General features: G+C 70.4%; 22 protein-coding genes. 14 read left to right on the top strand and 8 right to left on the bottom strand.

Features of this window, described 5'->3' with window-relative positions; all coding sequences use genetic code 11:
- Positions 1 to 45: 45 nt before the first annotated feature.
- The 3 genes from WC969_12595 to scpB (WC969_12585) form a co-directional block, all read right to left on the bottom strand.
- Positions 46 to 1,191 (bottom strand): hypothetical protein, encoded by a 1,146-nt coding sequence (locus tag WC969_12595; GenBank protein MFA6030688.1) that lies wholly within the window; start codon positions 1,189 to 1,191, stop codon positions 46 to 48.
- 15 nt (positions 1,192 to 1,206) lie between these two features.
- Positions 1,207 to 1,902 carry a FecR family protein gene (locus tag WC969_12590; GenBank protein MFA6030687.1) on the bottom strand — a complete coding sequence of 232 codons (696 nt, stop codon included), beginning with the start codon at positions 1,900 to 1,902 and terminating at the stop codon, positions 1,207 to 1,209.
- Positions 1,903 to 2,250: 348 nt separating this feature from the next.
- Positions 2,251 to 3,030 carry a methylmalonyl-CoA decarboxylase gene (gene scpB / locus WC969_12585; GenBank protein ID MFA6030686.1) on the bottom strand — a complete coding sequence of 260 codons (780 nt, stop codon included), beginning with the start codon at positions 3,028 to 3,030 and terminating at the stop codon, positions 2,251 to 2,253.
- Between the two features lie 107 nt (positions 3,031 to 3,137).
- On the opposite strand from scpB (WC969_12585), the gene WC969_12580 reads away from it, so the two are divergent.
- The 6 genes from WC969_12580 to WC969_12555 all read left to right on the top strand — a co-directional run bounded on the left by WC969_12580 (position 3,138) and on the right by WC969_12555 (position 9,103).
- On the top strand, positions 3,138 to 4,241 hold the full coding sequence (locus WC969_12580; GenBank protein MFA6030685.1) for an ABC transporter ATP-binding protein: 1,104 nt from the start codon (positions 3,138 to 3,140) through the stop codon (positions 4,239 to 4,241).
- Positions 4,238 to 5,071 carry an ABC transporter permease gene (locus WC969_12575; GenBank protein ID MFA6030684.1) on the top strand — a complete coding sequence of 278 codons (834 nt, stop codon included), beginning with the start codon at positions 4,238 to 4,240 and terminating at the stop codon, positions 5,069 to 5,071. The genes WC969_12580 and WC969_12575 overlap by 4 nt, the downstream gene beginning before the upstream one ends.
- The gene (locus WC969_12570) at positions 5,068 to 5,847 is read left to right on the top strand and encodes an ABC transporter permease (protein ID MFA6030683.1); all 780 of its coding nucleotides are present in this window, start codon (positions 5,068 to 5,070) and stop codon (positions 5,845 to 5,847) included. Before WC969_12575 ends, WC969_12570 begins: the two co-directional genes overlap by 4 nt.
- Positions 5,840 to 6,865 (top strand): spermidine/putrescine ABC transporter substrate-binding protein, encoded by a 1,026-nt coding sequence (locus WC969_12565; protein MFA6030682.1) that lies wholly within the window; start codon positions 5,840 to 5,842, stop codon positions 6,863 to 6,865. Before WC969_12570 ends, WC969_12565 begins: the two co-directional genes overlap by 8 nt.
- Before the next feature lie 558 nt (positions 6,866 to 7,423).
- The gene (locus WC969_12560; GenBank protein MFA6030681.1) at positions 7,424 to 8,569 is read left to right on the top strand and encodes a glucan 1,4-alpha-maltotetraohydrolase domain-containing protein; all 1,146 of its coding nucleotides are present in this window, start codon (positions 7,424 to 7,426) and stop codon (positions 8,567 to 8,569) included.
- 243 nt (positions 8,570 to 8,812) lie between these two features.
- Positions 8,813 to 9,103: a hypothetical protein gene (locus tag WC969_12555; protein MFA6030680.1), complete on the top strand. Its 291-nt coding sequence runs from the start codon at positions 8,813 to 8,815 to the stop codon at positions 9,101 to 9,103.
- 62 nt (positions 9,104 to 9,165) lie between these two features.
- On the opposite strand, the gene WC969_12550 is transcribed toward WC969_12555, so the two are convergent.
- A complete protein-coding gene (locus WC969_12550) occupies positions 9,166 to 9,573 on the bottom strand; it encodes a hypothetical protein (GenBank protein ID MFA6030679.1) in 408 nt (135 codons plus the stop codon).
- Positions 9,574 to 9,664: 91 nt separating this feature from the next.
- Between WC969_12550 and WC969_12545 the strand changes: the two genes are divergently transcribed.
- Positions 9,665 to 10,021, top strand: a complete 357-nt coding sequence (locus tag WC969_12545; GenBank protein ID MFA6030678.1) for a hypothetical protein — start codon at positions 9,665 to 9,667, stop codon at positions 10,019 to 10,021.
- 62 nt (positions 10,022 to 10,083) lie between these two features.
- Here the strand turns inward: WC969_12545 and WC969_12540 are convergent, their stop codons facing one another.
- Genes WC969_12540 through WC969_12530 form a run of 3 tightly spaced genes read right to left on the bottom strand, consistent with a single transcriptional unit; the run spans position 10,084 to position 12,540 of the window.
- Positions 10,084 to 11,079, bottom strand: coding sequence for a class II fructose-bisphosphate aldolase (locus WC969_12540; protein ID MFA6030677.1), 996 nt, complete (start codon positions 11,077 to 11,079; stop codon positions 10,084 to 10,086).
- Positions 11,076 to 11,798, bottom strand: coding sequence for an RNA methyltransferase (locus tag WC969_12535; protein MFA6030676.1), 723 nt, complete (start codon positions 11,796 to 11,798; stop codon positions 11,076 to 11,078). The genes WC969_12540 and WC969_12535 overlap by 4 nt, the downstream gene beginning before the upstream one ends.
- A 28-nt stretch (positions 11,799 to 11,826) precedes the next feature.
- Positions 11,827 to 12,540: a hypothetical protein gene (locus tag WC969_12530; protein MFA6030675.1), complete on the bottom strand. Its 714-nt coding sequence runs from the start codon at positions 12,538 to 12,540 to the stop codon at positions 11,827 to 11,829.
- 133 nt (positions 12,541 to 12,673) lie between these two features.
- Between WC969_12530 and WC969_12525 the strand changes: the two genes are divergently transcribed.
- Entirely contained in the window at positions 12,674 to 15,001 is a 2,328-nt protein-coding gene (locus WC969_12525) for a hypothetical protein (protein ID MFA6030674.1), read from the top strand.
- A 16-nt stretch (positions 15,002 to 15,017) separates the two neighbouring features.
- Here the strand turns inward: WC969_12525 and WC969_12520 are convergent, their stop codons facing one another.
- A complete protein-coding gene (locus tag WC969_12520) occupies positions 15,018 to 16,235 on the bottom strand; it encodes a cation:proton antiporter (protein MFA6030673.1) in 1,218 nt (405 codons plus the stop codon).
- 81 nt (positions 16,236 to 16,316) lie between these two features.
- Between WC969_12520 and WC969_12515 the strand changes: the two genes are divergently transcribed.
- The 6 genes from WC969_12515 to WC969_12490 are packed head-to-tail and all read left to right on the top strand — an operon-like array spanning position 16,317 to position 22,945.
- Positions 16,317 to 16,961 carry a site-2 protease family protein gene (locus WC969_12515; GenBank protein ID MFA6030672.1) on the top strand — a complete coding sequence of 215 codons (645 nt, stop codon included), beginning with the start codon at positions 16,317 to 16,319 and terminating at the stop codon, positions 16,959 to 16,961.
- The gene (trpS, locus tag WC969_12510; GenBank protein ID MFA6030671.1) at positions 16,958 to 18,073 is read left to right on the top strand and encodes a tryptophan--tRNA ligase; all 1,116 of its coding nucleotides are present in this window, start codon (positions 16,958 to 16,960) and stop codon (positions 18,071 to 18,073) included. The genes WC969_12515 and trpS overlap by 4 nt, the downstream gene beginning before the upstream one ends.
- Complete coding sequence (locus WC969_12505; GenBank protein MFA6030670.1) at positions 18,073 to 19,113, top strand: segregation/condensation protein A; 1,041 nt, start codon at positions 18,073 to 18,075, stop codon at positions 19,111 to 19,113. The genes trpS and WC969_12505 overlap by 1 nt, the downstream gene beginning before the upstream one ends.
- Before the next feature lie 4 nt (positions 19,114 to 19,117).
- Positions 19,118 to 19,825 carry an SMC-Scp complex subunit ScpB gene (scpB, locus tag WC969_12500; GenBank protein MFA6030669.1) on the top strand — a complete coding sequence of 236 codons (708 nt, stop codon included), beginning with the start codon at positions 19,118 to 19,120 and terminating at the stop codon, positions 19,823 to 19,825.
- 7 nt (positions 19,826 to 19,832) lie between these two features.
- Entirely contained in the window at positions 19,833 to 21,281 is a 1,449-nt protein-coding gene (locus WC969_12495) for a glycogen synthase (GenBank protein MFA6030668.1), read from the top strand.
- A complete protein-coding gene (locus tag WC969_12490) occupies positions 21,278 to 22,945 on the top strand; it encodes a hypothetical protein (GenBank protein MFA6030667.1) in 1,668 nt (555 codons plus the stop codon). Before WC969_12495 ends, WC969_12490 begins: the two co-directional genes overlap by 4 nt.
- The last annotated feature ends 5 nt before the right edge of the window (positions 22,946 to 22,950 follow it).

Genomic DNA, 22,950 nt, shown 5'->3' with positions numbered 1-22,950 from the left:
GGGGGCGGCCTCTGCGGAAGAGGCCGCCCCCGGTGTCCGTCATCGTCAGGGCAGGATCTCGAAGTCGACGGTGTCCTGGGTGACGTTCTTCGTGTGGATCTTCAGGCCCGACTTCTCGACGGAGTCGGCGAGCGCCTGGGCGGACTTGCCGTCCACGCGCGCGTCCATCTGGGCGAAGCCGCCGGCGAAGTTGCGCAGGTAGAGGTCGGAGACCCCGGCGACCGCCCGCAGGGACTTCTGGACCGCCTGCAGCGCGTTGAGGTCCGGGATGCCGGAGACGGTGACGGTGACGAAAGCGCGGCGCGCGAGCTCCTTGGCGAGCTTCTCCGCGACCTCCTCGCCCGCGGCCTTGCCGACCTTGCCGAGCGCCTTGACGATGGCGGCGTCCTTGTCGGCGTCGAGGCCCGACTCCGTGCGCGAGACGGTCATCATCAGCTCGTTGGTCTGCGCCTTGTAGGCCTGGGCCGAGAGCGTCGCGCGGAAGCTCTGGAAGTCCCCGAGCTGCTGGATCTTGAGCTGGTTCGCCTTCACCGAGCCGAAGACGAGGATCTCGGCGTCGAGCTTCTTGCCGAGGCTCGTCACGCCGCGGGTGTCGCCTTTGTCGATCTCGGAGGCGACCTGCTGGGCGTTGGCGGCCATGAGGTCGGCGCGGTCGACGACGCGGTAGCCGCCGTCGAGGAGCGCCTGGGCGAAGGCGTTGGTCGTCGCGTTCATGTCGGAGTCGGCCCCGCCGGCGGTCTCCGTCAGGAGCACGGCCACGCGCGGGTTGCCCACCTGCGGCTCCGCGAGGAGCCCCGCGTTGCGGAGGTCGGTCGCGATCTCCTGGTAGGCGACGAGCGCGCGGATGCGGGTCTTGTAGAGGGGGCCGTCCTCCCACTGCTTGAGCACGTCGTACTGGCGGATGTAGCCTTCCGCGCGGGCGAGGATGCTGGATTCGACGAGCATCGCCTTGTCGACGAGGGTCTTGCCGGAGAGCTGGACGCCGACGACCATCTCCACGGCCCGGCGCTGGGCGTCGGCCAGCGACTTCTTGCGCGTCTCCTCGAGGGCGGCGCGGTCGACCGTCGTCTCGCCGACGGCCTCGATGACCTCGCCTTCGACGGTCTTCCCGACCTTCAGGCGGGTCTGCGGGCCGGAGCACGCGCAGACGGCGGCGGCGGCCAGGACGATCCAGAGGTTCTTCGCTCTCATGATTCTACTCCTTGCTCAGGGCTTGGCGCCCCGGGTCTTCGGGATCCGGTACTTCCTGTGCCACTGGTCGCCGAAATAGCGGGCGCGCTGGCGCAGGATCCTCATCCGCTGCTGTGCGAACTTGAAGTGGTCGATGGCGTGAGGGGCCGCGGGGGCCTCGCCGGGGCGGACGGCGGTCTCGAGGTTGCTCTCGAGGGTCACGGCCGGATGGCCCTCGGCCTCGACGTCGACGACGCCCTCGTCGAAGACGGCGAAGTAGGCCGCGGCGCCGTCGCCCTTCGCCTCCACGGCGAACTCCGTGCCCCGTACGGAGGCGACGGCGCGCGAGGAGCGCACGCGCAGTCGGCGGCCCCCCAGCGAGCGGAGCTTGGAGAGCAGCGCGCCCAGGCGCAGGGTGAAGGAGGCGTCGGCCTTCTCGAGGGAGTTGATGACCATCGTCGCGTTGGGCTGGAGCTCGATGAGCCCGTAGTTCACGAGGGCGATCTCGGCGCGGCCGTTCTTGCCGGTGCGGACGACATCCTTCGCGCTCAGCCCGGTCCCGGCGCGGGCCGGCTTGCGGACGCCCGGCGCAGCCGCGTATTCGACGCTGACTTCTCCGCTCGCGCGGTTGAGGGTCGCTTCGTAGGAGCCGGCCGTGTCCGTGGAGGAAACGGCGGGTTCAGCGGCGGCGGGGACCGTCCACAGGCAGGCGCAGGCGAGTGCTGCGACCACCGCATAACGCCCGATTTGGAGGCCCGAGCCTGAGCCGAACGCAAGGCGGGAGGAGCGAGGATAGCTTGGGCTATCTGAGCGACGAGCAACGCGGCGGTCGGCCGGGAGCGGGCCTCCCCTTCCGAGATAGTCTCGCTGCAGAGTGCAGCGAGACTTCTGGGATAGGGGCCGGGCGCTTTTGGGCTGCGACCGCGTCGTTCGTCGCTCACATGCTGACAGCATGCTCGCTCCTCTCTCCTCGTCTCGCCTGGACAAAAGCGCCCGGACAAATCGGACGCCATGCGGCGGTCGCAGCACTTGGAGCAGGGCGCGCATAGGGGGAACTTAGCACTTCCGGCGGGGGGTCGGCTACTCCCCGCGGAAGGCCGGCTTGCGCTTCTCGAGGAAGGCCGCGACGCCTTCGGCGAAGTCGTGGCTCTCGAAGACCTCGCGGCGCAGCTCCTCGATGCGCTCGAAGCTGTCCGGGCTGATGGGGTGGGCGCCGGAGAGGATGCGGAACTGCTCCTTGATGACGGCGATGGAGAGCGGGGAGTGGGAGGCGATCGTATGCGCGAGCTCGAGGGTGAAGGCCTCGAGCTTCTCGGCCGCGACGAGGTGGTTGAGGAGGCCGAAGGCGAGGGCGCGCTCGGCGTCCACGGGTTCGGCGGTGAAGAACATCTCCTTGGCGCGGCTGAGGCCCAGGCGGTTGATGAAGTGGAGGATGCCCGAGGCGTTGTAGGGGATGCCGACCTTCACCGGCGTGATGGCGAAGGAGGCGCTCGGGTCGCCGACGGCGATGTCGCAGGTCAGCGCGAGGTCGCAGGCGCCGCCCCAGGCGCCGCCGCGCACCATGGCGATGACCGGCCCCGGGTAGTTCTCGACGGCGTGGAAGACGCGCTCGAGCGGGCTGTTGTAGCCGAGCGGGTCGTGGCGGTCGGCGTGGATCTCGGCGAGGTCGGCGCCGGCCGACCAGGTCTTCGCGCCGTCCTCGGCGCGCAGGACCACCACGGGGACCTTCTTCTCCCGCAGCGCTGCGAACGCGAGGACGAGCTCCTCGAGGAGCGGCCGGCTCAGCGCGTTGCGCTTGCCGGGGTTGTTGAAGACCACGACGCCGACTTTGTCCCTCACGTCGAAGCGCACGAAGCTCATCCGCTCCTCCAGGTCGGAATTCCCCCGTTTCCACCTTGCGCGGCCGGCGGGGAATTCCGACTCGGTAAAGTGTACACTATCACGAAATCCCCGTAGGGGATTTCGTGATGCCCGCAGAGAAAGGGGTCGAGGTTCGAGGAGTGCGCAAGTCCTTCCACGGCGCGGAGGTCGTCCGCGGCGTGGACCTCGACATCCGTCGGGGCGAGTTCTTCGCCCTCCTGGGCCCCAGCGGCTGCGGCAAGACCACCCTCCTGCGCACCATCGCCGGCTTTGAGACGCCCGACGAAGGGACCGTCCTCCTCGGAGGCCGCGACGTCACCGGCGACCCGCCCGAGCGGCGTCCGGTGAACATGGTCTTCCAGCACTACGCGCTCTTCCCGCACCTCGACGTCTTCGAGAACGTCGCCTTCGGCCTGCGCGTGCGCCGGACGCCCGAGGCGGAGGTCCGCGCGCGCGTGTCGGAGGCCCTCTCCACGGTGCAGCTCGCCGGCTTCGAGCGGCGCGCGACGGCCCGGCTCTCGGGCGGACAGCAGCAGCGCGTGGCGCTCGCCCGCGCGCTGGTCAACCGTCCCGAGCTCCTCCTCCTCGACGAGCCGATGGCGGCGCTCGACGAGAAGCTGCGCGAGGACATGCGCGAGGAGCTCAAGGCTCTCCAGCTCCGCATCGGGGTCAGCTTCCTCTACGTCACCCACGACCAGGAGGAGGCGCTCGAACTCGCCGACCGCATCGCGGTCATGGACGGGGGGCGCGTCGTCCAGGTCGGGACCCCCCAGGAGATCTATGAGTCGCCGCGCACCGCCTTCGTCGCCGACTTCGTGGGGACGACGAACCTCCTGAAGGGGCGCGTCGTCGAGAGCGAGGACCTGCTCCTGGAGGCCGCGCGCCGCCGCGTGAGCATCGCGCTCGAGGGGGTCGGCCGCATCGAGGCCTGCCTCGAGGGCTCCGCCGTCCCGGGGGAGGCCGCGGTCGTGTCCCTGCGCCCGGAGCGGGTGCACGTCTCTTCCGCGCCGGTCGAGGGCCTCTCCAACCGCGTCCAGGGAGTCATCGAGCGCACCGTCTTCCTCGGCAGCGACATCCACTACACGGTGCGGCTCGACGCGGGGGGGACGCTCAAGGCGCACACCGTCTTCTCCCCGCTGAGCCCCGCGCGGCGGGTCGGCGAGCCGGTCTGGCTCGGCTGGCGCGCCGAGGACGCCTGCGTCCTGCGATGAGGCGCCTGTCCGCGAGGCTGCGGCTGTTCATCCCGCCGTTCTCCTGGGTCGCGGTCTTCTACGTCTTCCCGCTCCTGCTCATCCTCGTCGTCTCCTTCGCCGCGCGCGGGCAATGGGGCGGCGTGCGCTGGGAGTTCCACCCGGCCAACTACGCCCGCCTCCTCGACCCGCTCTACCTCAAGGTCTTCGCCCGCTCGCTCGTCCTGACGAGCGCCGCCACCCTGCTCTGCGCGGTCCTGGCCTTCCCCATCAGCTGGTGGATGGCGCGCCTGCCCAGGGGCCGCCGCGAGGTCGCGCTGCTGCTCGTGCTCATCCCGTTCTGGACGAACATCCTCGTGCGCCTCTACGCCTGGATGTTCATCCTCGGGCGGGGCGGCCTGCTGAACTCCCTGCTCGTCGCCTCCGGGCTCGTCTCCGAGCCGCTCCCCATCCTCTATACCCGCGAGGCGGTGCTGCTCGGCCTCGTCTACGGCCAGCTCCCCTTCATGGTGCTGCCGCTCTACGCGGCGCTCGAGAAGATCGATGTCGCCCTGCTCGAGGCCGCCCGCGACCTCTACGCGACGCCCTGGCAGGCCTTCCGGCGCGTCGTGCTGCCCCTCTCGAAGCCCGGGCTCGTCGCCGGCTGCATCCTCGTCTTCGCCTCGACGCTCTGCGACTTCGTGACGCCCGACCTGCTCGGCGGCGCCCGGGTCGCCCTCATCGGCAACCTCATCCAGGGGCAGTACCTCGTCGTGCGCGACTGGCCCTTCGGCTCCGCGCTGGCTCTCGCGGAGATGGCGCTCATCGGCGGCGGGCTCGTCCTCTATCTGCGCGCGGAGAAGGCCGCGTGAGGCGCTCGAGGGCGCTCGCCTGCGCCGGCTGGGCCACCCTCGCCTTCCTCTATCTTCCCATCCTCCTCATCATCGTCTTCTCCTTCAACGAGTCGCGCTACGCGGCCCACTGGACCGGCTTCACGCTCAAGTGGTACGTCTCCCTCTTCGAGAACGCCTCCATCCTGCGCGCCGCGCGCAACAGCCTCGTCGTCGGGACGCTCTCGAGCCTCCTCTCGACGGCGCTCGCGGTCATGGCCGCCGTCGCGCTCGGCCGCTTCCGCTGGGAGCGAAAGGGGCTCTGGGAGAGCTTCTTCGTGCTCCCCGTGGTCGTCCCCGAGCTCATGATGGCCGTGGGCTTCCTCCTGCTCTTCGGGCTCTTCCGCCTCCCCTTCGGCCTGCTCACGCTCGTCCTCGGGCACACGACGCTGAACCTCCCCATCGTCTGGCTCATCGTCCGCGCCCGCCTGCTGAAGCTCGACCCCCGTCTCGAGGAGGCGGCCACCGACCTGGGCGCGACGCCGTGGACGGCCTTCTGGCGGGTCACCTTCCCGCTCCTGCTCCCCGCGGTCGTGGGCGGCGCGGTGATGGCCTTCGCCATCTCCCTCGACGACTTCGTCATCAGCTTCTTCGTCGCGGGGCCCGAATCCACGACCCTGCCCGTGCAGATCTACTCGATGCTCAAGTTCTCCATCAGCCCGGAGGTCGGCGCGCTCTCGGCCCTCCTCTTCCTCGCGTCGATGCTGCTCGTCGCGCTCGCCTGGCTGCTTCAAGACAAGGAGGCCACCTATGCGTAGGTCCGTCCTGCTGTCCTGCGTCCTCGCCGCCGCCTGCTCCGCGAGGGGCCCCCGCGTGCACCTGCTGACCTGGGACAACTACGACGACCCCAGGGTCTTCGAGGAATTCCAGAAGCAGACCGGCATCCGCGTCGTCGTCGACCGCTTCGCCTCCAACGAGGAGCTGCTCGCCAAGCTCATGGGCGGAGGGGGCGGCTACGACCTCGTCGTGCCCTCCGACTACATGGTCCCGGTCATGGCGCGCCAGGACCTGCTGCGCCCGCTCGAGCGCGGGTCGGTGCCGAACCTCGCGCAGATCGACCGGCGCTTCCTCGATCTCTACTACGACCGCGGCAACCGCCACTGCGTTCCCTACCTCTGGGGCGTGACCGGCATCGCCTACGACTCCTCGCGCCTGAAGACCCCGCCGACCGGCTGGGCCGACTTCTGGAAGCCGGAGAACGCCGGGCTCGTGAGCCTTCTCAACGACCAGCGCGAGGTCTTCGCGATGGGACTGCAGTCGCTGGGCTATAAGGCGGACTCTCCTGCGGCGCGGGACCCGGCGGCGCTGCGGAAGGTCCAGGCGCGTCTGGTCGAGGGCAAGCCGCTGGTGAAGACCTATGTCAGCGAGAACGTCGAGTCCGTGCTCCTCTCGGGGGAAGTCGCGCTCTCGCACGTCTGGAGCGGCGACCTCAACCGCGCGGCGCTCGAGAACACCGCGCTCAAGTTCGTCTTCCCGAAGGAGGGCGGCTTCATCTTCCAGGACAACCTCTGCATCCCTCGGAGCGCGCCTTCCCCCGAGGCCGCGCTGAAGCTCATGGACTTCATGCTCTCGGCGCGCAACATCTCGCGGGTCGTCGAGAAGACCCGCTTCGGCTGCCCCAATCGCGAGGCCTGGAAGCTCCTGCCCGAGGAGCTGCGTCGGGACCCCACCATCGTCCCGCAGGACGCCTACCTCCGGCGCCTGGAGTGGATCCCGGACGCCGGCGAGGCCGGTCCGCTCTATGACCGTATGTGGACCGAATTGAAGGCGTTATAACCTTAACCTGGAATCTTCAGTTGGACGCGGGATTCGACGGAGGATGCCGGGACATTCCTAGCCGGAATTCCGCGACCATACCTACAGGTATGCTCGCGGAATTCCACCGTCGGACTGCCCTCGGCCTCCTCCATCTCGGTCCTCCGCGCCAACTGAAGATTCCAGGTTAACTCCCCTTTCCGCGGGAGGGGGTGCAGGGGGAGGGGGAACTTGATATGCCTTTCAGGTGTCCTCATTCCTCTGCGGACCTCAACATCCTAGGCCTCAGGACCCGTTTTTAAGTGGGTACTAGGCCCATCGCCCTCTAATAAGGAAGACCCTACACTCCGGGAAGGAGGTGGTGTCATCCGCTCATTCCTCATTGCCGTATTCCTGCTCCTGCCCCTGTCCGGCGCCTCCCTGCGCGCCGTCGAGAAGACCGCCTACCTCCAGCTCCTCGAATCCGCCGGTGCGACGCCGTCCGCCCCTCCCGCTTCAGCCGCCGCCCCTCTCTCGTTGTACGGGAGAGGGGGCGGGGGTGAGGGGGGGCGGGCGGCCTCCGCCCCCGACGGCTTCGTCATGCTGCAGGGCTTCCACTGGGAGTCGCATCAGACCTACCCCTGGTGGGGCGTCATCGCCTCGAAGGCGGGCGAGATCGCCGACGCGGGCATCGACCTGGTCTGGCTGCCGCCCTCCTCGGAGGCGCAGAGCGACGAGGGGTATCTGCCCAGCCGCCTCTATGTGCAGTCCTCGAGCTACGGGACCCAGGACCAGCTCAAGAGGGCGGTCTCCGCTCTTCATTCGCGGGGCGTGAAGGTCCTGGCGGACATCGTCATCAATCATCGGGTCGGGACCAGGAGCTGGGCCGATTTCGAGGAGCCGGCCTGGGGGCCGGAGGCGGTCTGTCGCGACGACGAGTGGTCCGGCGCTCTCGGCGGGGCGGACTCCGGCAAGGGCTTCCACGCGGGACGCGACATCGACCACTCCAACGGCGCCGTGCGCAAGAGCCTCACCGACTGGCTGCTCTGGCTGCGCCGCGACATCGGCTACGACGGGTGGCGCTACGACTTCGTGCGCGGCTTCGGACCGCAGGTCCTCTCCGGCTACCACGACGCGACCGCCCCGACCTTCGCCGTGGCCGAGGTCTGGGACGACTTCGACCCCGGGAACCCCGACGCCCACCGCCAGAAGCTCTGCGACTGGGTGGACTCGGTGGGGGGGCGCAGCGCCGTCTTCGATTTCACGACCAAGGCCCTGCTCCAGCAGGCCGTCTCGAGCGGGGAGTACTGGCGGCTCAAGGACCGCGCCGGTCGGCCCGCCGGGCTCATCGGCTGGTGGCCCCGGAAGGCCGTCACCTTCCTCGACAATCACGATACCGGCCCCAGCACCGGCGGGGCCGGGCAGAACCTCTGGCCCTTCCCGGGGAGCAAGGTGATGCAGGGATACGCCTATCTCCTCACCCATCCCGGCGTTCCCTGCGTGTACTGGCCCCATCTCTTCGATTGGGGCCTGCGGGAGCAGATCAAGACCCTCATCGCCCTGCGCAAGGCGGCCGGCATCGGCGCCGGCAGCTCCGTGGAGATCCGCGCGGCCGATGGCGGCCGCTACGCCGCGGTCGTGGACGGCCGCCTGGCCGTCAAGATCGGCCCGGGCGACTGGGCGCCGGGAGACGGCTGGCGCCTGGCCGCCTACGGCGACCAGTACGCCGTCTGGGTACGGCCGTAGGTCCACGCAGGTACCGATAAGCCCACGCAAGACCTAGGCACACGGCGCTCCTTCGCGCCGGGTGCGCCCTTTCCCGCCCTCCAGACGCCGTCCTTCCTCGACGGGAACGGGGAGCGGAGGAGTTGACCATGGTCAATGGCGATGGTCAACGCCGCAGATCAATTTTCGGGCTTGACCAGGGTCCTAAAGGACCTAGACGCATCCGGGCTACCATAGGTTCAGAGATTTGGAGGTAACCAGACAATGATCGAACTTCTGATGCTCCTCAGCCTGAGCCCCGTCGCGACGCAGACCACGGTCGCCGCCATCCAGCCCTGCGTCTGGCCCAACACCTGCGCGCAGGAACAGGTCCTCGCCGCGAAGCCCTATCAGGCCTGCGTCTGGCCCAACAAGTGCGCGAAGCCGACCTTCCAGGTCGCGCAGGGCTTCGAGATCTGCTCCTGGCCCCATAAGTGCGCGAAGCCGACCCTCCAGGTCGCCCAGTTCCGGCCCTGCGTTTGGCCCAACACCTGCAAGGCCGAAGGCGTCATCTAACTCAGGCGCCCAGGCAGGAAACAGAAAAGCCCCCGCGAGGGGGCTTTCTGTTTCCTGGGCTCTTAGAACTGCGTCCAGTTCCGTTCTTTCATGTCCGTGTGGGTGCAGTCGACCCAGACGGTCCCGAAATCCTTGCTTGCCGGCTCGTTGACGTACCCCCATCGACCGGTGTCGCTCGAACGGACGTCCGAGTAATACGCGGTCTCATCCGTGGGCGCGTGCGGCGTCCCCCGGAGCTCGGGGAGCGCGGAGAGATAGCGCCCGCCGGCCGTGAGTTCGGAGAGTTCGGCAGGGTACTTCCCTTCGTGGTCGCCGTAATAGACGCTCAGGGCCGAGCGGATGCTTCCCAGGGAGGTGATGTTCCCTCCCTCGGTCGGGACCTTGTTCCCTCCGGAGTCCTGACGGCATCCCGCCAGCACGAGGAGGCCCGGCAGCAGGAGCCCGAACGCGGTCGTCGGAAGGGTCTTCATTCCTGGATGCTAACAAATGACTCGACGATGGGGAACTTATCGGGGGCCTCGCCCGTATCCCGGGTGGGCCCGCGAGGCCCGGGAGGCCGGTATGCGACTGTATTTCAACGATGCGCTCCTCAGCGGCGAGGCTCGCCCGGAGGATCTGCCCGCCGCCGTCGAGCGCCTGCGCGCGGGGAAGGAGGACGACCGCCTCGAGCTGCGCCGCGACGAGCGCGTGAAGCTCGCGGTGCGCAAGGCCGACGGGGTCGGAGGCGCCGGCTACTATCTGGAGTTGTGGTGGGGGGACATGCTCGAGGGCTACTGCCTGCCGGGTTCCGCCCGTGCCGCGATCTCCGCCGCCCTGCGCGACTATCTGGCCGGCCGGACGGCTCGCCCGGAGAGCGGGACGCTCCTGGAGCCGGACTGCCCCCTCTGCGCCATGCTCGCGGAGCAGATGAAGCGCTGAGAGGCGGGAAAGAGCGAGGGCCGCGCTCGCGCGCGGCCCTCGTGGACGGTGCGGCGGGACGCTCAATAGCGGCCGGCGCTCCCGAGCACCTTCTCGTTCTTGTCCATGTACATCTTGATGAGCTCCTCGCGCGCCGGGCCGAGGTACTTGCGGGGGTCGAACTCGCCGGGCTTCTCGGAGAAGACCTTGCGGATGGTCGCCGTCATGACGAGGCGCCCGTCGGAGTCGATGTTGATCTTGCAGACGGCGCTCTTCGCGGCCCGGCGCAGCTGCTCGACCGGGATGCCGGCGGTGTTCTCCATCTTCCCGCCGTACTTGTTGATCATCGTGATGTACTCCTGCAGGACGCTCGAGGCGCCGTGCAGGACGATGGGGAAGCCGGGGATGCGCTTCTCGCACTCCTCGAGGATGTCGAAGCGCAGCGGCGGCGCGCTCTCGCCGGGCTTGAGTTTGAACTTGAAGGCGCCGTGGCTGGTGCCGATGGAGATGGCCAGGGAGTCGACGCCGGTCTTTTTGACGAAGTCCTCGACGTCGGCCGGGTTCGTGTAGTGCGACTTCTCGTGGGAGACCTCGTCCTCGATGCCGGCGAGCACGCCCAGCTCGCCTTCGACGGTCACGTCGCGCGGGTGCGCGTACTCGACGACCTTCTTCGTGAGGGCGACGTTCTCAGCGTAGGGCAGGTGCGAGGCGTCGATCATGACGGAGGAGAAGCCGTTGTCGATGCAGGACTTGCAGATCTCGAAGGTGTCTCCGTGATCGAGGTGCAGGGCCACGGGGACCGGGGTCCCGAGCTCCTTGATCATCTCCATCGCGCCGCGGCCCATCCAGCGCAGAAGCGTCGCGTTCGCGTAGTCGCGCGCGCCCTTGGAGATCTGGAGGATGACCGGTGAGCGGCTCTTCATGCAGGCGCTGAGGATGGCCTGCAGCTGCTCCATGTTGTTGAAATTATAGGCGGGGACGGCGTAGCCGTCCTTCATCGCCTTCTTGAACATCTCCCGCGTGTTGACGAAGCCGAGCTCCTTGTAGGAGACGGTCTTGCTCTCGGTCGAGGTGGTCATTTCTTCCTCCGTGGGGCGTCTGGGGGCATACTACAAAATCGGGGAACGCCCCTGGCGATGAAGAAGAGGAGACGCGCCTCCTCGCGCGTGAGGCCGCGGCGGCGCATCATGCCTTCGAGCTTGCGCCGTCGGCCCTCGGGACCGAGCTCGGGTCTCCAGCGCAGAAGGGCCAGCGGAGGTTCGGCCGCGTCGAGAAGATGGGCCGCGTCCGCCCAGGGAAGGAGCTCCTCCTCGCGCGGGGTCCCGCGGGCGGGCGGGGCCTCCTCGCCCGCGCAAAGCGCGCAGCAGACGACGGCGACGGCCTGCGCGAGGTTCATCGAGGGGCAGGCGGGGACGGTCGGCACGCGCAGGAGGCCGTCGCAGTGCCGCAGGTCCTCGGCGCCGAGCCCGGTCTTCTCGGGCCCGAAGACCACGGCGCCCTCCGGGCCGAGCGCGAAGCCGGGCAGCGTGCGCACGGGCTGCGCGGGCCGCCGGGCCTTCAGGCAGCTCGTGGCCCAGACCCCGCGGCGGTCGGCGAGGGCCTCGGGCAGGGAGCCGTAGACCTTGGCCGCGCGCAGCAGCTCCTGCGCGCCGACGGCCGATTTCGCGTCGCGCCAGACCGGCGGGTGCGGGGCGACGACGCGCAGGTCGTCGAAGCCGAAGTTGGCCAGGGCGCGGGGGGCGGCTCCGATGTGGTTGGGGTCCCGGGGACGCACGAGGACGACGGCCGGTCGCGGCATGCGGCGATTATAGCGGTATTCGGAGGCGTCAGTCCGCGAGCAGGGGGTTCGCCCGCGCGGCTTCGCAGTGTTTGGGGAGGATGAGGTCGGTCCGGGTGCGCCAGATGTTGAGGAGGTGCTGCTGGGGGTCGTTGAAGTGCCCGCCCTCGCGGGTGAGCACGTGCAGCAGCTCGTGGGCGAGGAGGGTGTAGGGCTGCGCGGCGCGCTCCCTCTGATAGCCCTCGCCGAGCGCGTAGTCGCTGAGGAAGACGGTGTCGTAGAGCGGCGGCTTGAGGCCCTGGCCGTTGGTCCACTCGGCGAACGAGAAGCCGGAGACGTCGGGGGCGTCGGAGAAGGGGGGGACCAGGATCACCGCGGCTCCGCGCAGGGGCGCGGCGGTCCGCAGGACGGCGAGCGTGTCCTCGCCGGCGTCCTTGTACTTCGCCCAGGCGCTCCGTCCGCCGGGCCCGCGGGCGGCGACGACCTCGACGGGGCCCAGCGCGATCCCGCACTGCGCGTAGACCTTCGCCGTCGCGCGCAGTTCCCGCAGGACGGCCTCGGCGGTCCAGCCGCTCGGGCGCAGCGTCAGAACCTCGAGACGGAGCTTCCGGGCGCCCGGGACGGGGGCGCCGAGCTCTTCGGCGGAATAGACGCGGATGTCGGGTTCCCCGAAGCCGGAGCGGGCCCAGTCGTCGACGGAGGCGGCTCGGGCGGAGGCGGCCAGGAGCAGCGCGGGCAGGGTCCGCAGGAGCGTCTTCAGCATGGCTATCATGATACCGGGAGGGGGGCTGGCGCGCGAGGGCCCGAGGGGCTATATATCGTATAGGTCTCCCGTCCCCGTCCGTGGCGCATGAAGGGCCCATGTCGGGTTTCCGGGTTCGGGGCATACTGAGAGCATGAGAACGAAAAAGACCCTCGCCGCGTTCCTCGCCATCCTCCAGCTCGCCTGGTCGTTCTCATTCGGCGCCTGGGACGCGCTCGCGCAGGCGGTCCAGACCCAGCAGGTCTCCGGCCAGAGCGTCCAGAGCGTCCCCGTCGGAGTCGCGCCGGTCCCCGGGCTCGGCGCAGCCGCCATCATCCCCGGCACCTCGCTCGCGCCCCTTTCGGCCGTCCAGACCCTGCCGGTCCTCTCGAACGCGCCCGTCCTCGTCCTGCCGCAGGCCGGGAGCCGCGCCCTCGTCCCGTCGGCGGCCCGGATGCCGACGCTTACGCGCGCCGCGCTTCCCGCCGTCCAGCCCGCCGCCCTTCCTTCCGCCGTCGTCCCCGGGGCCGTGCTCGCCGCGCCGACGGCCGTCGAGACGCTTCCCGGAGCGGCTCCGACCGTCGCCGAGACGGTCAAGAGCGTGGGTCAGGCGCTCGAATCCTCCGGGCTCGCGAAGGAGGCCCCCGCCGAATCCTCCAAGGGCGCCGCCGACAAGGTCTTCGCCGCTCTGCGCGGCGAGCGGCTCATCGAAGGGGTCGGAGAGGTCTCCTCCCCCGAGACCGTCCAGGCCGGAACGCTTTCGGGCCGCCTGCGCGCAGCGCTCGGAGCGCGGCTCGCCGTCTCCGAGACCGCGAGCCCCGCGCCCATCGAGACCGCCGCGCTCCCTTCGCCGGCGCCCGCGCAGGCCCCTTTCTGGCGGAGCCGGACCTTCAAGGCCGTCGCCGGTCTCGCCGCGACCGCCGCGGTCTCCGCCGTCCTGCCCCTGCTCTCCCCGTACGTCGGCGTCGTCGCCGCGGTCGGCAGTCTCACGCTGAGCTCGATCGGCATCCCGTGGATCATCCAGAACTTCAAGTCCAAACCGGAGGACGTGAAGGACGTCGTCATGGCCGGCCCGCTCATGTGGTTCGCCGCGGCCTCGCTGCTCACGCTGGTCTCCATGGGCCAGGGCTCGAGCTGGCTCTGGAACAGCGCGAACATCGCCGGCATCGTCGAGAGTCTCACGGTCATCGCCCAGCTCAACTACTTCAAGAAGGACCCCGGGACGGTCAAGGCCACGCTGGCGACGGTCGTCGGCGTCTCCGCCGTCGTCGCGCTCATCGCCTCGCAGGTCCTCATGCCGCTCTCCGTCGGCCTCACGGCCGCGTTCAGCGCCGCGATGGCCGTCCTCTGGGTGCTCGACGCCCCGCAGATCCGGCAGAACTACCATATCTTCAAGAACGAGGGCCGCGCGCCGCAGGGCATCTCGACGCTCAACAAGGTCCTGCTCGTCTTCGGCAGCCTCCTGCACCTCTACGCGGCGCTGATGGGCGGCGACCTGCGCTGGGCCATCAACGCCTCGGTCGCGATCGTGATGAGCAGCATCGTCCTCTCCCAGATGTACCTGCCGCGCGCCGCCAACGCGGTGCTCGGCCCCGTCGTGTGGGCCGCGGAGAAGGTCCTGGGGCTCTTCTCGCGCCGGACCGCCGCCGCTCCGATCGACCGGGCGCGCGCCCTCGTCGCCTCCGAGTTCCAGGGGACCGACTACCTGCGCTTCAAAGGCGCGGACGTCGACGCGAAGATCGCGGGCATCCTTGCGAAGGCCCGCGCGCTCCCCGGCCGCAGCGTGATCTTCCTCGAGGCCCCGACCGCGGCGGGAAAATCCACGCTCGCCCGGGAGCTCGCCAAGAGCCTTGCGGGCCGCCTCGTCGTCTTCCCCGTGGACAACTACTACCGGCCGGGCCCGGAGGTCCCCAAGGACCTCGAAGGGCGGCCGGACTTCGACCAGCCGCAGTCGCTCTATCTCGAGCGCGCGGCCTCCGACGTGAAGACTCTGCTCGCGGGCGGACGCATCGAGCTCCCCTATCACGACACCGCGGCCGAGACCACGCGCTTCGACACGGGGAAGTACCTGCAGCTCGACGCCGACGACGTGCTCGTCGTCGACTCCATCTATGCGTCGCACGAGGCCTTCCTCAAGGCCGCCGAGGGGCGCCGCTCCCTCAACGTCTATCTGACCGCCCCGACGGCCGTGCGCCTCGCCCGCCGCCTCAAGCGCGACCGCGTCGAGCGGGGGATCTCCGTCGAGCGCAACCTCAACGGCTGGGCGAACATCCTCTTCAACGAGCGCACGCACATCCTCCCGCTGCAGGCGAAGGCCGACGTCGTCCTGAACATGATGAGCGAGGAGGAGCTCCGGAACCTGCCCGACTCCTTCGCCGAGATCCTCGCGCAGGAGTGGGCGGCCGGCGGGAGCGAGGCGAAGCTCACCGAGCTCTACCTGCGGATGCTGCGGGCGTCGATCAAGGCCGACACCGGCCGCTGAGCCGGGGAGGCGCCCGTCAGATCGTCTTTTCGAGGGACGCCCGCGGGAAGACGAGCTTGAGCCCGACGGGCGTGATGAGCGTCGTGAGCAGGACCATCAGGACCATCTCGGCGAAGATCGTCCCGTCGATGATGCCGCGCGAGAGTCCGTAGCTCGCGATGATGAGGCCGACCTCTCCGCGGCTGATCATCCCCACCCCGACGCGCAGCGACTCGGGCGGCGTGAAGCCGAGCGCGAGCGCCCCGAGCCCGCAGCCGGCGATCTTCCCGACCACGGCGATGAGCAGCAGCGCGGCCGTGAATCCCATCGCGCCGCCGAGCGACTCGAGGCGCGTCTGAAGCCCCACGTGGGCGAGGAAGAGGGGGACGAAGAAGGAGTAGGCGAACACTTCCGTGCGTCGGGCGAGGTCCTCGCGGAAGGAGGTTCGGCCGAAGAGCGTTCCCGCGATGTAGGCGCCGGTGATGGCGGCGACCTGCCCTACGACCTCGGCCGACCAGGAGTAGAAGAGGCAGACGACGAGGGCGGCGGCGAGGGCGGCCTGGGTCGTCCGGAGTCCCGAGGCCCAGCGCAGCAGCGGCTCGAAGAAGCGGCGCCCGAGGGCGATCGAGACGACGAAGTAGGCGGTCATGAGGCCGAGGGTCGTGAGGAGGGAGCCCAGCGCGCCCGACCCTCCGTCGGAGGGCAGGGCCGTGGCGACGACCAGCGAGAGCACGATCACGCCGAGCACGTCGTCGATGACCGCCGCGCCGAGGATGCAGGAGCCTTCCTTGGAGGTCAGCGCCTTGAGCTCCATGAGCGTCTGCGCGCTGATGCTCACGCTGGTGGCGGTCAGCAGCGTGCCGATGAAGAGCGCGACGGGCCAGGAGTAGCCCGTCCAGCGCCCGAGCAGCGCGCCGCCGAGGAAGGGGAGGAGCACCCCGCCCATCGCCGACCAGAAGGCCGCGGCGCCGACCTTGCGCATCTTCTCGAGGTCGGTCTCGAGCCCCGCGATGAACATCAGGAAGAGGACGCCGAGCTCCGCGAGCCCGGAGAGGATCTTCTCCATCTGCCCGGCCGTCAGGGTCCCGGGGCCGTGCGGGAGCGGCCAGCCGAGGAGGTTCAGCGCCGAGGAGCTCAGCAGGACGCCGGCGAGGATCTCCCCGATCACGGAGGGCAGGCCGAGGCGGACGCTCAGGTTCCCGAGCAGCTTTGCCGCGCAGAGCAGGACCGCCACGACCAGGAAGAGGGAGGCCATGCCGCCATTCTATACGTCTTCCACGCGCGCGCGCAACGCGCGTCCGTTGATAGACCGACGGGAAACAGGTAGAATCCCGGCGTGGAGTGGATCATCCAACTGCCGGTGCTCCTGTTCTCGGTCGTCGTCCATGAGTTCGGCCACGGCTGGGCCGCGTGGCGCCGCGGCGACAAGACCGCCCTGCGCTCCGGCCGGCTCACGCTGAACCCGCTGGCGCACATCGACCCGTTCGGCACCGTCTTCCTGCCGCTGCTCTGCTTCCTCGTGCATGCGCCGATGTTCGGCTGGGCGAAGCCCGTGCCGGTGAACCCGGCGCGCCTGCGCGACCCCCGGCGCGACCTCGTGAAGGTCGCCCTCGCCGGACCGACCGCGAACCTCGTCCTGGCGCTCGGCGCGGCGCTGCTCGTCCGGGGCGTGAAGGCCGCGGGCGCCGTCGACGCGCTCCCCGCCGACCTCCTCGCGACGGCCCGCGAGTTCCTCCTCTTCGCCGTCTCGGTGAACCTCCTGCTCGCCTTCTTCAACCTCGTGCCCGTGCATCCGCTCGACGGCTCGAAGGTCCTCGGCGGGCTCCTGCCGGAGTCCTGGCGCAAGACCTACCTGCGTCACGTCCCCTACGGCGCGCTCATCCTCCTCGCGCTCATCTCGACGCGGGCCTTCGGCTCCTTCGTGCTGGCGCCCGCGCGGCTCGTGCTCGCCGCCTTCACGAAGGTGGGGCTGCTCGGATGACCCGCAAGGTCCTGATGTCCGGCATGCGTCCGACCGGCCCTCTGCACGTGGGCCACTACTGGGGCGCTCTGCGCAACTGGGTCCGCCTGCAGGACGAGTATGAGTGCTGGTTCGGCGTCATGGATTGGCACATGCTGACCACCGGCTACGAGGAGACGGGGAACCTCCAGACGGACGTGCGCGAGATGGTCCGCGACTGGCTCACCGTCGGACTCGACCCGGCGCGCTGCACCTTCTTCCTGCAGTCCGCGGTCCCCCAGCATGCGGAACTCACGCTGCTGCTCTCGATGGTCACCCCCATCTCCTGGCTCGAGAACAACCCGACCTACAAGGAGCAGCTCAAGGAGCTCGGGCGCACGAAGCACGCGCAGGCGCTCGAGGAGTCCGGCGTGCTCGGCCCGAAGACGCGCGAGAAGCTCCAGGGCGAGAAGCTCGAGGTCGTGGAGCCCGAGGAGCACGCCCGCGTCGAGCTGCGCACCCACGGCTTCCTCGGCTATCCCGTGCTCCAGGCGGCCGACATCCTCGCCTACGGCGCCGAGGCCGTGCCCGTGGGCCAGGACCAGCTGCCCCATATCGAACTCTCGCGCGAGATCGCGCGGCGCTTCAACTCCATCTACGGGCCCGTGCTCAAGGAGCCGCAGGCGCTCACGACCCCGACGCCGAAGGTCCCGGGCGTGGACGGACGGAAGATGTCGAAGTCCTACGGCAACTCCGTGGACCTCGTCGAGACGCCCGAGACCCTGCGGCCCAAGGTGATGTCGATGTATACGGACCCGCTGAAGGTCCGCGCCAACGACCCCGGCCATCCGACGCCCTGCGAGCAGAACCCGACCGGCTGCGTCGTCTTCTCGCTGCACCGTCTCTACAGCGACTTCGCCGACCGGCGCGAGGGCGAGTGCCGCGCGGGGACGATCGGCTGCGTGGCCTGCAAGAAGGACCTCCTCAAGAGCATGGAGAAGCCCTTCGCGGATTTCGGCGCCAACCGCGCGAAGCGGCTCGGCGGGGATTCCGACGCGGCCCTCGCGCGCATCCTCGCGGAGGGGAGCGCCAAGGCCCGCGCCGCGGCCGAGGCCACGCTCGCGCGCGTGCGCGCGGCGATGCACCTGCGCTGATGGGACAGCTCGCCTACGAAGTCCATCTCGAGATGTTCGAGGGTCCGCTCGACCTCCTGATGTACCTCATCAAGAAGGACGACCTCGACATCAAGAACATCCCCATCTCCCAGATCACCCGGGAGTACCTGGGCTACCTCGAGCTCATGAAGGAGCTCAACCTCGAGGTCGCCGGCGACTTCCTCGTGATGGCCTCGACGCTCATCCAGATCAAAGCCCGCACCCTCCTGCCCGCCCCGCCGAGTCTCGCGGAGGGAGAGGAGGGGCCCGACCCGCGCAACGAGCTCGTCGAGAAGCTTCTCGAGTACCAGCGCTTCAAGGAGGCCGCGAAGTTCCTCGACACGCGGGCCGCCGAGTGGGACGGCGTCTTCTACCGGGGCGCTCCCCGCTTCGCCGAGAAGGAGAAGAGTCTCAACATCCGCATCTTCGACCTCCTGGGGACCCTGCGCGAGATCCTCGACCGCGCCGAGGATTCCGGCCGGGTGGTGGAGCCCGAGGAGTTCCGCATCGAGGAGAAGACGCTGCGCATCCTCTCGATGCTCGAGGACCAGCCCTACGTCCTCTTCCGCGACATCTTCAAGGGCGAGCGCCGCAAGCTCGGCATCATGACCTGCTTCATGGCGCTGCTCGAGCTCATCAAGACGCAGAAGGTCTTCGCGCGGCAGGAGGCCTCGTTCGCCGAGATCCTCATCTACCTCAAGCGCGAGCCGCCGGAGGTCGTCGGTCCGATCTGGCCCGGTTCCGAAGAACCGGTCCCGAGCCCGGCCGAGGGGCCCGAGGCCTCCGCGCCCGCCCCGGACGCCGCTGCGGCCGAGCCCGCCGTCGGACGGGTCGAGGAGCCCGCGCCGGAGGGCTTCGCCCCCGCGCCGGCGACGACGCCCGCCGTCGAGCAGGATTTCGAGAGGACCCCGAGCGCCCTCCAGGACGAACCGAAGGGCTCCGGCGAGGGGGCCGCTCCCGAGGACGCGACCCCGCCGCCGACCCCGGCGCCGGACGCATCCGGGGACGCCTCCGACGGGGAGGACTCCCTCCAGGGATAGAGCCATGGAAGAAGCCGAACTGAAGCAAGCCGTCGAGACGCTCCTCTTCATCACCGACCAGCCGATCAAGCTCGAGCGCCTGGCCGCCGCCGTGGGCGTCAAGGACGTCGAGCCCGTCTGCGCCGCGGTGGCCGAGCTGCAGCGCGAGTACGACGAGCGCGGCTCCGGCGTGCAGATCATCGAGATCGCCGAGGGCTGGCAGATGGCGACTCGTTCGGACCTCGCCAAGCACGTGCGCCGCCTCTACGCGGAGCGCATGACGATGCGCCTTTCCACCGCGGCGCTCGAGACCCTCTCCATCATCGCCTACAAGCAGCCTCTCACCCGCGCCGAGGTCGAGATGATCCGCGGCGTCGAGGTCATCGCCGCGCTCGAGACGCTCCTCGAGAAGGACCTCATCCAGGTCGTGGGGCGCAAGGAGAGCGTCGGCCGGCCGCTCCTTTACGGGACGACCTCCGAGTTCCTGCGCCACTTCGGCCTGCGCAGCACGGCGGATCTCCCGCCCATCGACAGCTACACGCCTCCGCCGGACGCGAACGCCGTCGTGCCGGAGGGCGGAGCCCTCGGGCGCGTCGAGGGGGAGCCCGCGTCCGCTTCGACCGAGGGCGGCGCCGCGCCCGCCGCGGTCGAACCGGCTTCCCCTTCCGCCGAAGAGACCCCCGTGCCGCCGGAGGGCTCGGAGCAGCGCGAGCCCGAAGCGGACCCTACCTGAGAACGGGATGAGGATCGTCTTCGCCGCCAGCGAAGCGGTCCCCTTCTGCAAGACCGGCGGTCTCGCCGACGTCGCCGGGGCCCTCCCGCGCGTGCTCGCGCGCAAGGGGCATCGCGTCGCGCTCTTCCTTCCCTACTACCGCGCCGTCGCGAAGGCCGGCTTCCGTCCCGAGCCCGCCGCCGAGCTGCGCTTCCTCTTCGACGGGGCGGCCGCCCGCGCGCGGCTGCTGCGGCTCGTGCAGGGAGAGCTCGAGGTCTTCTTCGTGCAGCAGCCGGCCCTCTACGACCGGGAGGGCCTTTACGGCGCCGACGGGCGGGACTATCTCGACAACGGCACGCGCTTCGCCTTCTTCTCGCGGGCCGTCCTCGAGGGCGCGAAGGCCGTCGGCCTCGAGCCCGACGTCTTCCACTGCCACGACTGGCAGACCGGGCTCGTGCCGCCCTGCCTGCGCCTGCTGCACGGCGGGGACCCCGCGCTCGCTCGCGCGGCCTCGGTGTTCACGATCCACAACGCCGCCTATCAAGGCGTGTTCCCCAAGGAACTGCTCGCCTCCGCGGGCCTGCCCCAGGCGGAGTTCACTCCGGAGGGGCTCGAATACTACGGGCAGGCCAACTACCTCAAGAGCGGCGCGGTCTATTCAGAACTCCTGAGTACGGTCAGCCCCACATACGCCGGCGAGATCCGCTCCTCCGCGGAGTTCGGCCGCGGGCTCGAAGGCGTCTACCTCGGGCGCGGGGCCGACCTGCGCGGGATCCTCAACGGGCTCGACCTCGAGCTCTGGAACCCGCTCTCCGACGGGGCGCTGCCGCGCCGTTTCGGCCCCGGCGGCTGGAGGGAAGGGAAGCGGGAGGCGAAGGCGCTGCTGCGGCGCAAATGCGGCTTCGTCCCGGCGGAAGGGCCGCTCATCGGCGCGGTCACGCGCCTGGACCGCCAGAAGGGGCTCGACCTCGTGCTCGAGGCCGTCCCCGGCGCGGTCGCGAAGGGCGCGCAGTTCGCCATGGTGGCGCTGGGGGACCCCGAGCTCGACAAGGGCTTCCGCGCGCTCGCCGCCGCGCACCCGCGCCGCGTGCACTTCCATCCGGCCTTCGACGACCCCTTCGCGCGGCTCCTCTACGCGGCGAGCGACCTCTTCCTGATGCCCTCGCGCTTCGAGCCCTGCGGGCTCGGACAGATGATCGCCATGCGCTACGGCTCCGTTCCGGTGGCCGTGCGCACCGGCGGGCTGGCGGACACGGTGCGCGAGCGGGCGGAGGGCGGCCGCCCGGCCAACGGCTTCCTCGCCGCCCGGCCGGACGCCGACGAGCTCTCGGCGGCGCTGGACCGGGCCCTCGCGGCGTTCCGCGTCCCGGAGTGGGCCGCGCGCGTGGACGCCTGCCTCGCCGAGGATTTCTCCTGGGAGCGCTCGGCCGAGCGCTACGCCGCGCTCTACGAGGAAGCGCGCGCGCGCCGGGCATGAACCGCTTCTTCCGCCTCCTCCTCCTCCTCGCGGCCGCCTGCGGCCTCTGGACGCTCTCGTCGTCCGCGCCGCGTCCGCGCCCGGCCGCTCTCGTCGTCGAGGAATCCGACGCCGCGGCGCTGTGCGCCGTCTCCGGCTATCCTCTGGAGGACTTCCGCGAACGCGCGCGTGCGGCCGGGGCCTGGGGACTCGCCCTGCGCTCCCGCACGCTGGAGGAGGCGACGCGCTCGAACGGGCTCCTCCATTTCTCCCGCGCCGACGTCGAGAAGATGCGCCGCCTCGGGCTCATCGCGGCGCGCTCTCCTCTGCAGGGCGGCTCCGTGTGGTCGAAGGACGCGGCGGAGCTCGCGCTCGTCGACCGCGTGCTCGAGCGCCGGGGTTTCTCCTCGCGCAAGGCCGTCATGGGCGGGCAGAGGGGGCTCCTCTTTGCCGAGGACCTTCCCGCGTCCCTGCGCGTCGGCTACGACCGCGCAGCGGCCGCCGGGGCGCGCTCCGCGGGGCTCGTCCCCGTCTTCGTGGCCGAGGACGACGCGGATGCGGAGGCCGTCGCCGCCGCGGCCGGCGAGGGTCCGGCCGCGCTGCTCGTCGCGTCGTCCTATCGCGGCCCGGTCCCGGCGGTCGTGCGCGGGGGAGCCTGGGCGGCTCTGCCTCCGCGCTCCGCGCGCGGGCTCGGCCGCGCCGACCGTCTGTCCTGGGCCCGTTCCGCCGGCGCCGCGGGCGCGCAGGCCCTGACTTTCGCGGAGATGGACGCGGGACTCGGTCCGGCCGCTCTGCGCCGACGGCTCTCCCTCGACGGGGCCGACCTCGTGCTCCTGCGGCTGGATCCGGAGCTCGGCCTCGAGCGCTCCTTCGAGCGCCTGCGCTCCCTGGCGGCGGTCCTGCGCGGACTCGAGACCTCCGAGCCGGGGCCCGGGGGGGGCCTCGAGCGCACGGCGACCGCGCTCGAGCGCCTGCTGCTCTGGGGGCTCCTTCTCCTTCTCGCGGCGGTCGGCCCGATGTTCGCCCTGCGCCGCGGCCTCGACGCCGCCCGCGCTCTCTCCCGCGTCGCTCCGGCCCCCGCGTCGCCCCTTCTGGAGACGGCGGGGGGGGCGTTCGCCGCCGCCGCCTGCATGCTCCCTTTCGGCGCGGGGATGCGGGTCCTGTCGGCGTCCCGGAGTTGGCGCCTCGGCCTGTGTCCTCCCGGACTCGAGGCGGCGGCGCTCCTGTGCGTGCTCCTGCTGGGCGCGGCCGCGCTCTACCCGGCGGATCCGCGGCGCTGGCTCCCCCGCGGGGGCAGGTTCGCGCGCTGGGGACTCTTCTCCGTCGGCTTAGCCGCGGCGGCGCTTCTGCTCTGGAAGGGGCGCTCCGCCGAGCCGCCCTTCGCTCGGCTCGGCCTCCTGCGGCCCGGCTGGGACTGGCTCGTCCTGCGCTGGCCGGAGCTTCTGCTCGGGCAGTCGGCCCTCTTTGCGGGCTGCTGGTTCTTCCTCTCCCAGGACCGGGACGGCGCGGGCGGGGAGGAAGACCCTTTCCGCGGGACCCTCCTGCTCGGGCTCCTCGCGCTGACGCTCCTGGGGCTCTCCTTCCTCCAGCGCGAAGGCTTCGCGCTGCTCTGCACGCGCGCGGTCCTCGCGGCCGCCCTCGGCATCCCGCTGGGGCTTTTCTACGTCGGCCTGCGGCGCGAATAACCTCC

The organism is Elusimicrobiota bacterium, from assembly GCA_041660925.1.
In the GTDB taxonomy this organism is placed as follows: Bacteria; Elusimicrobiota; Elusimicrobia; order UBA1565; family UBA1565; genus JBAZUV01.
This window is presented reverse-complemented; position numbering and strand designations above follow the sequence as displayed.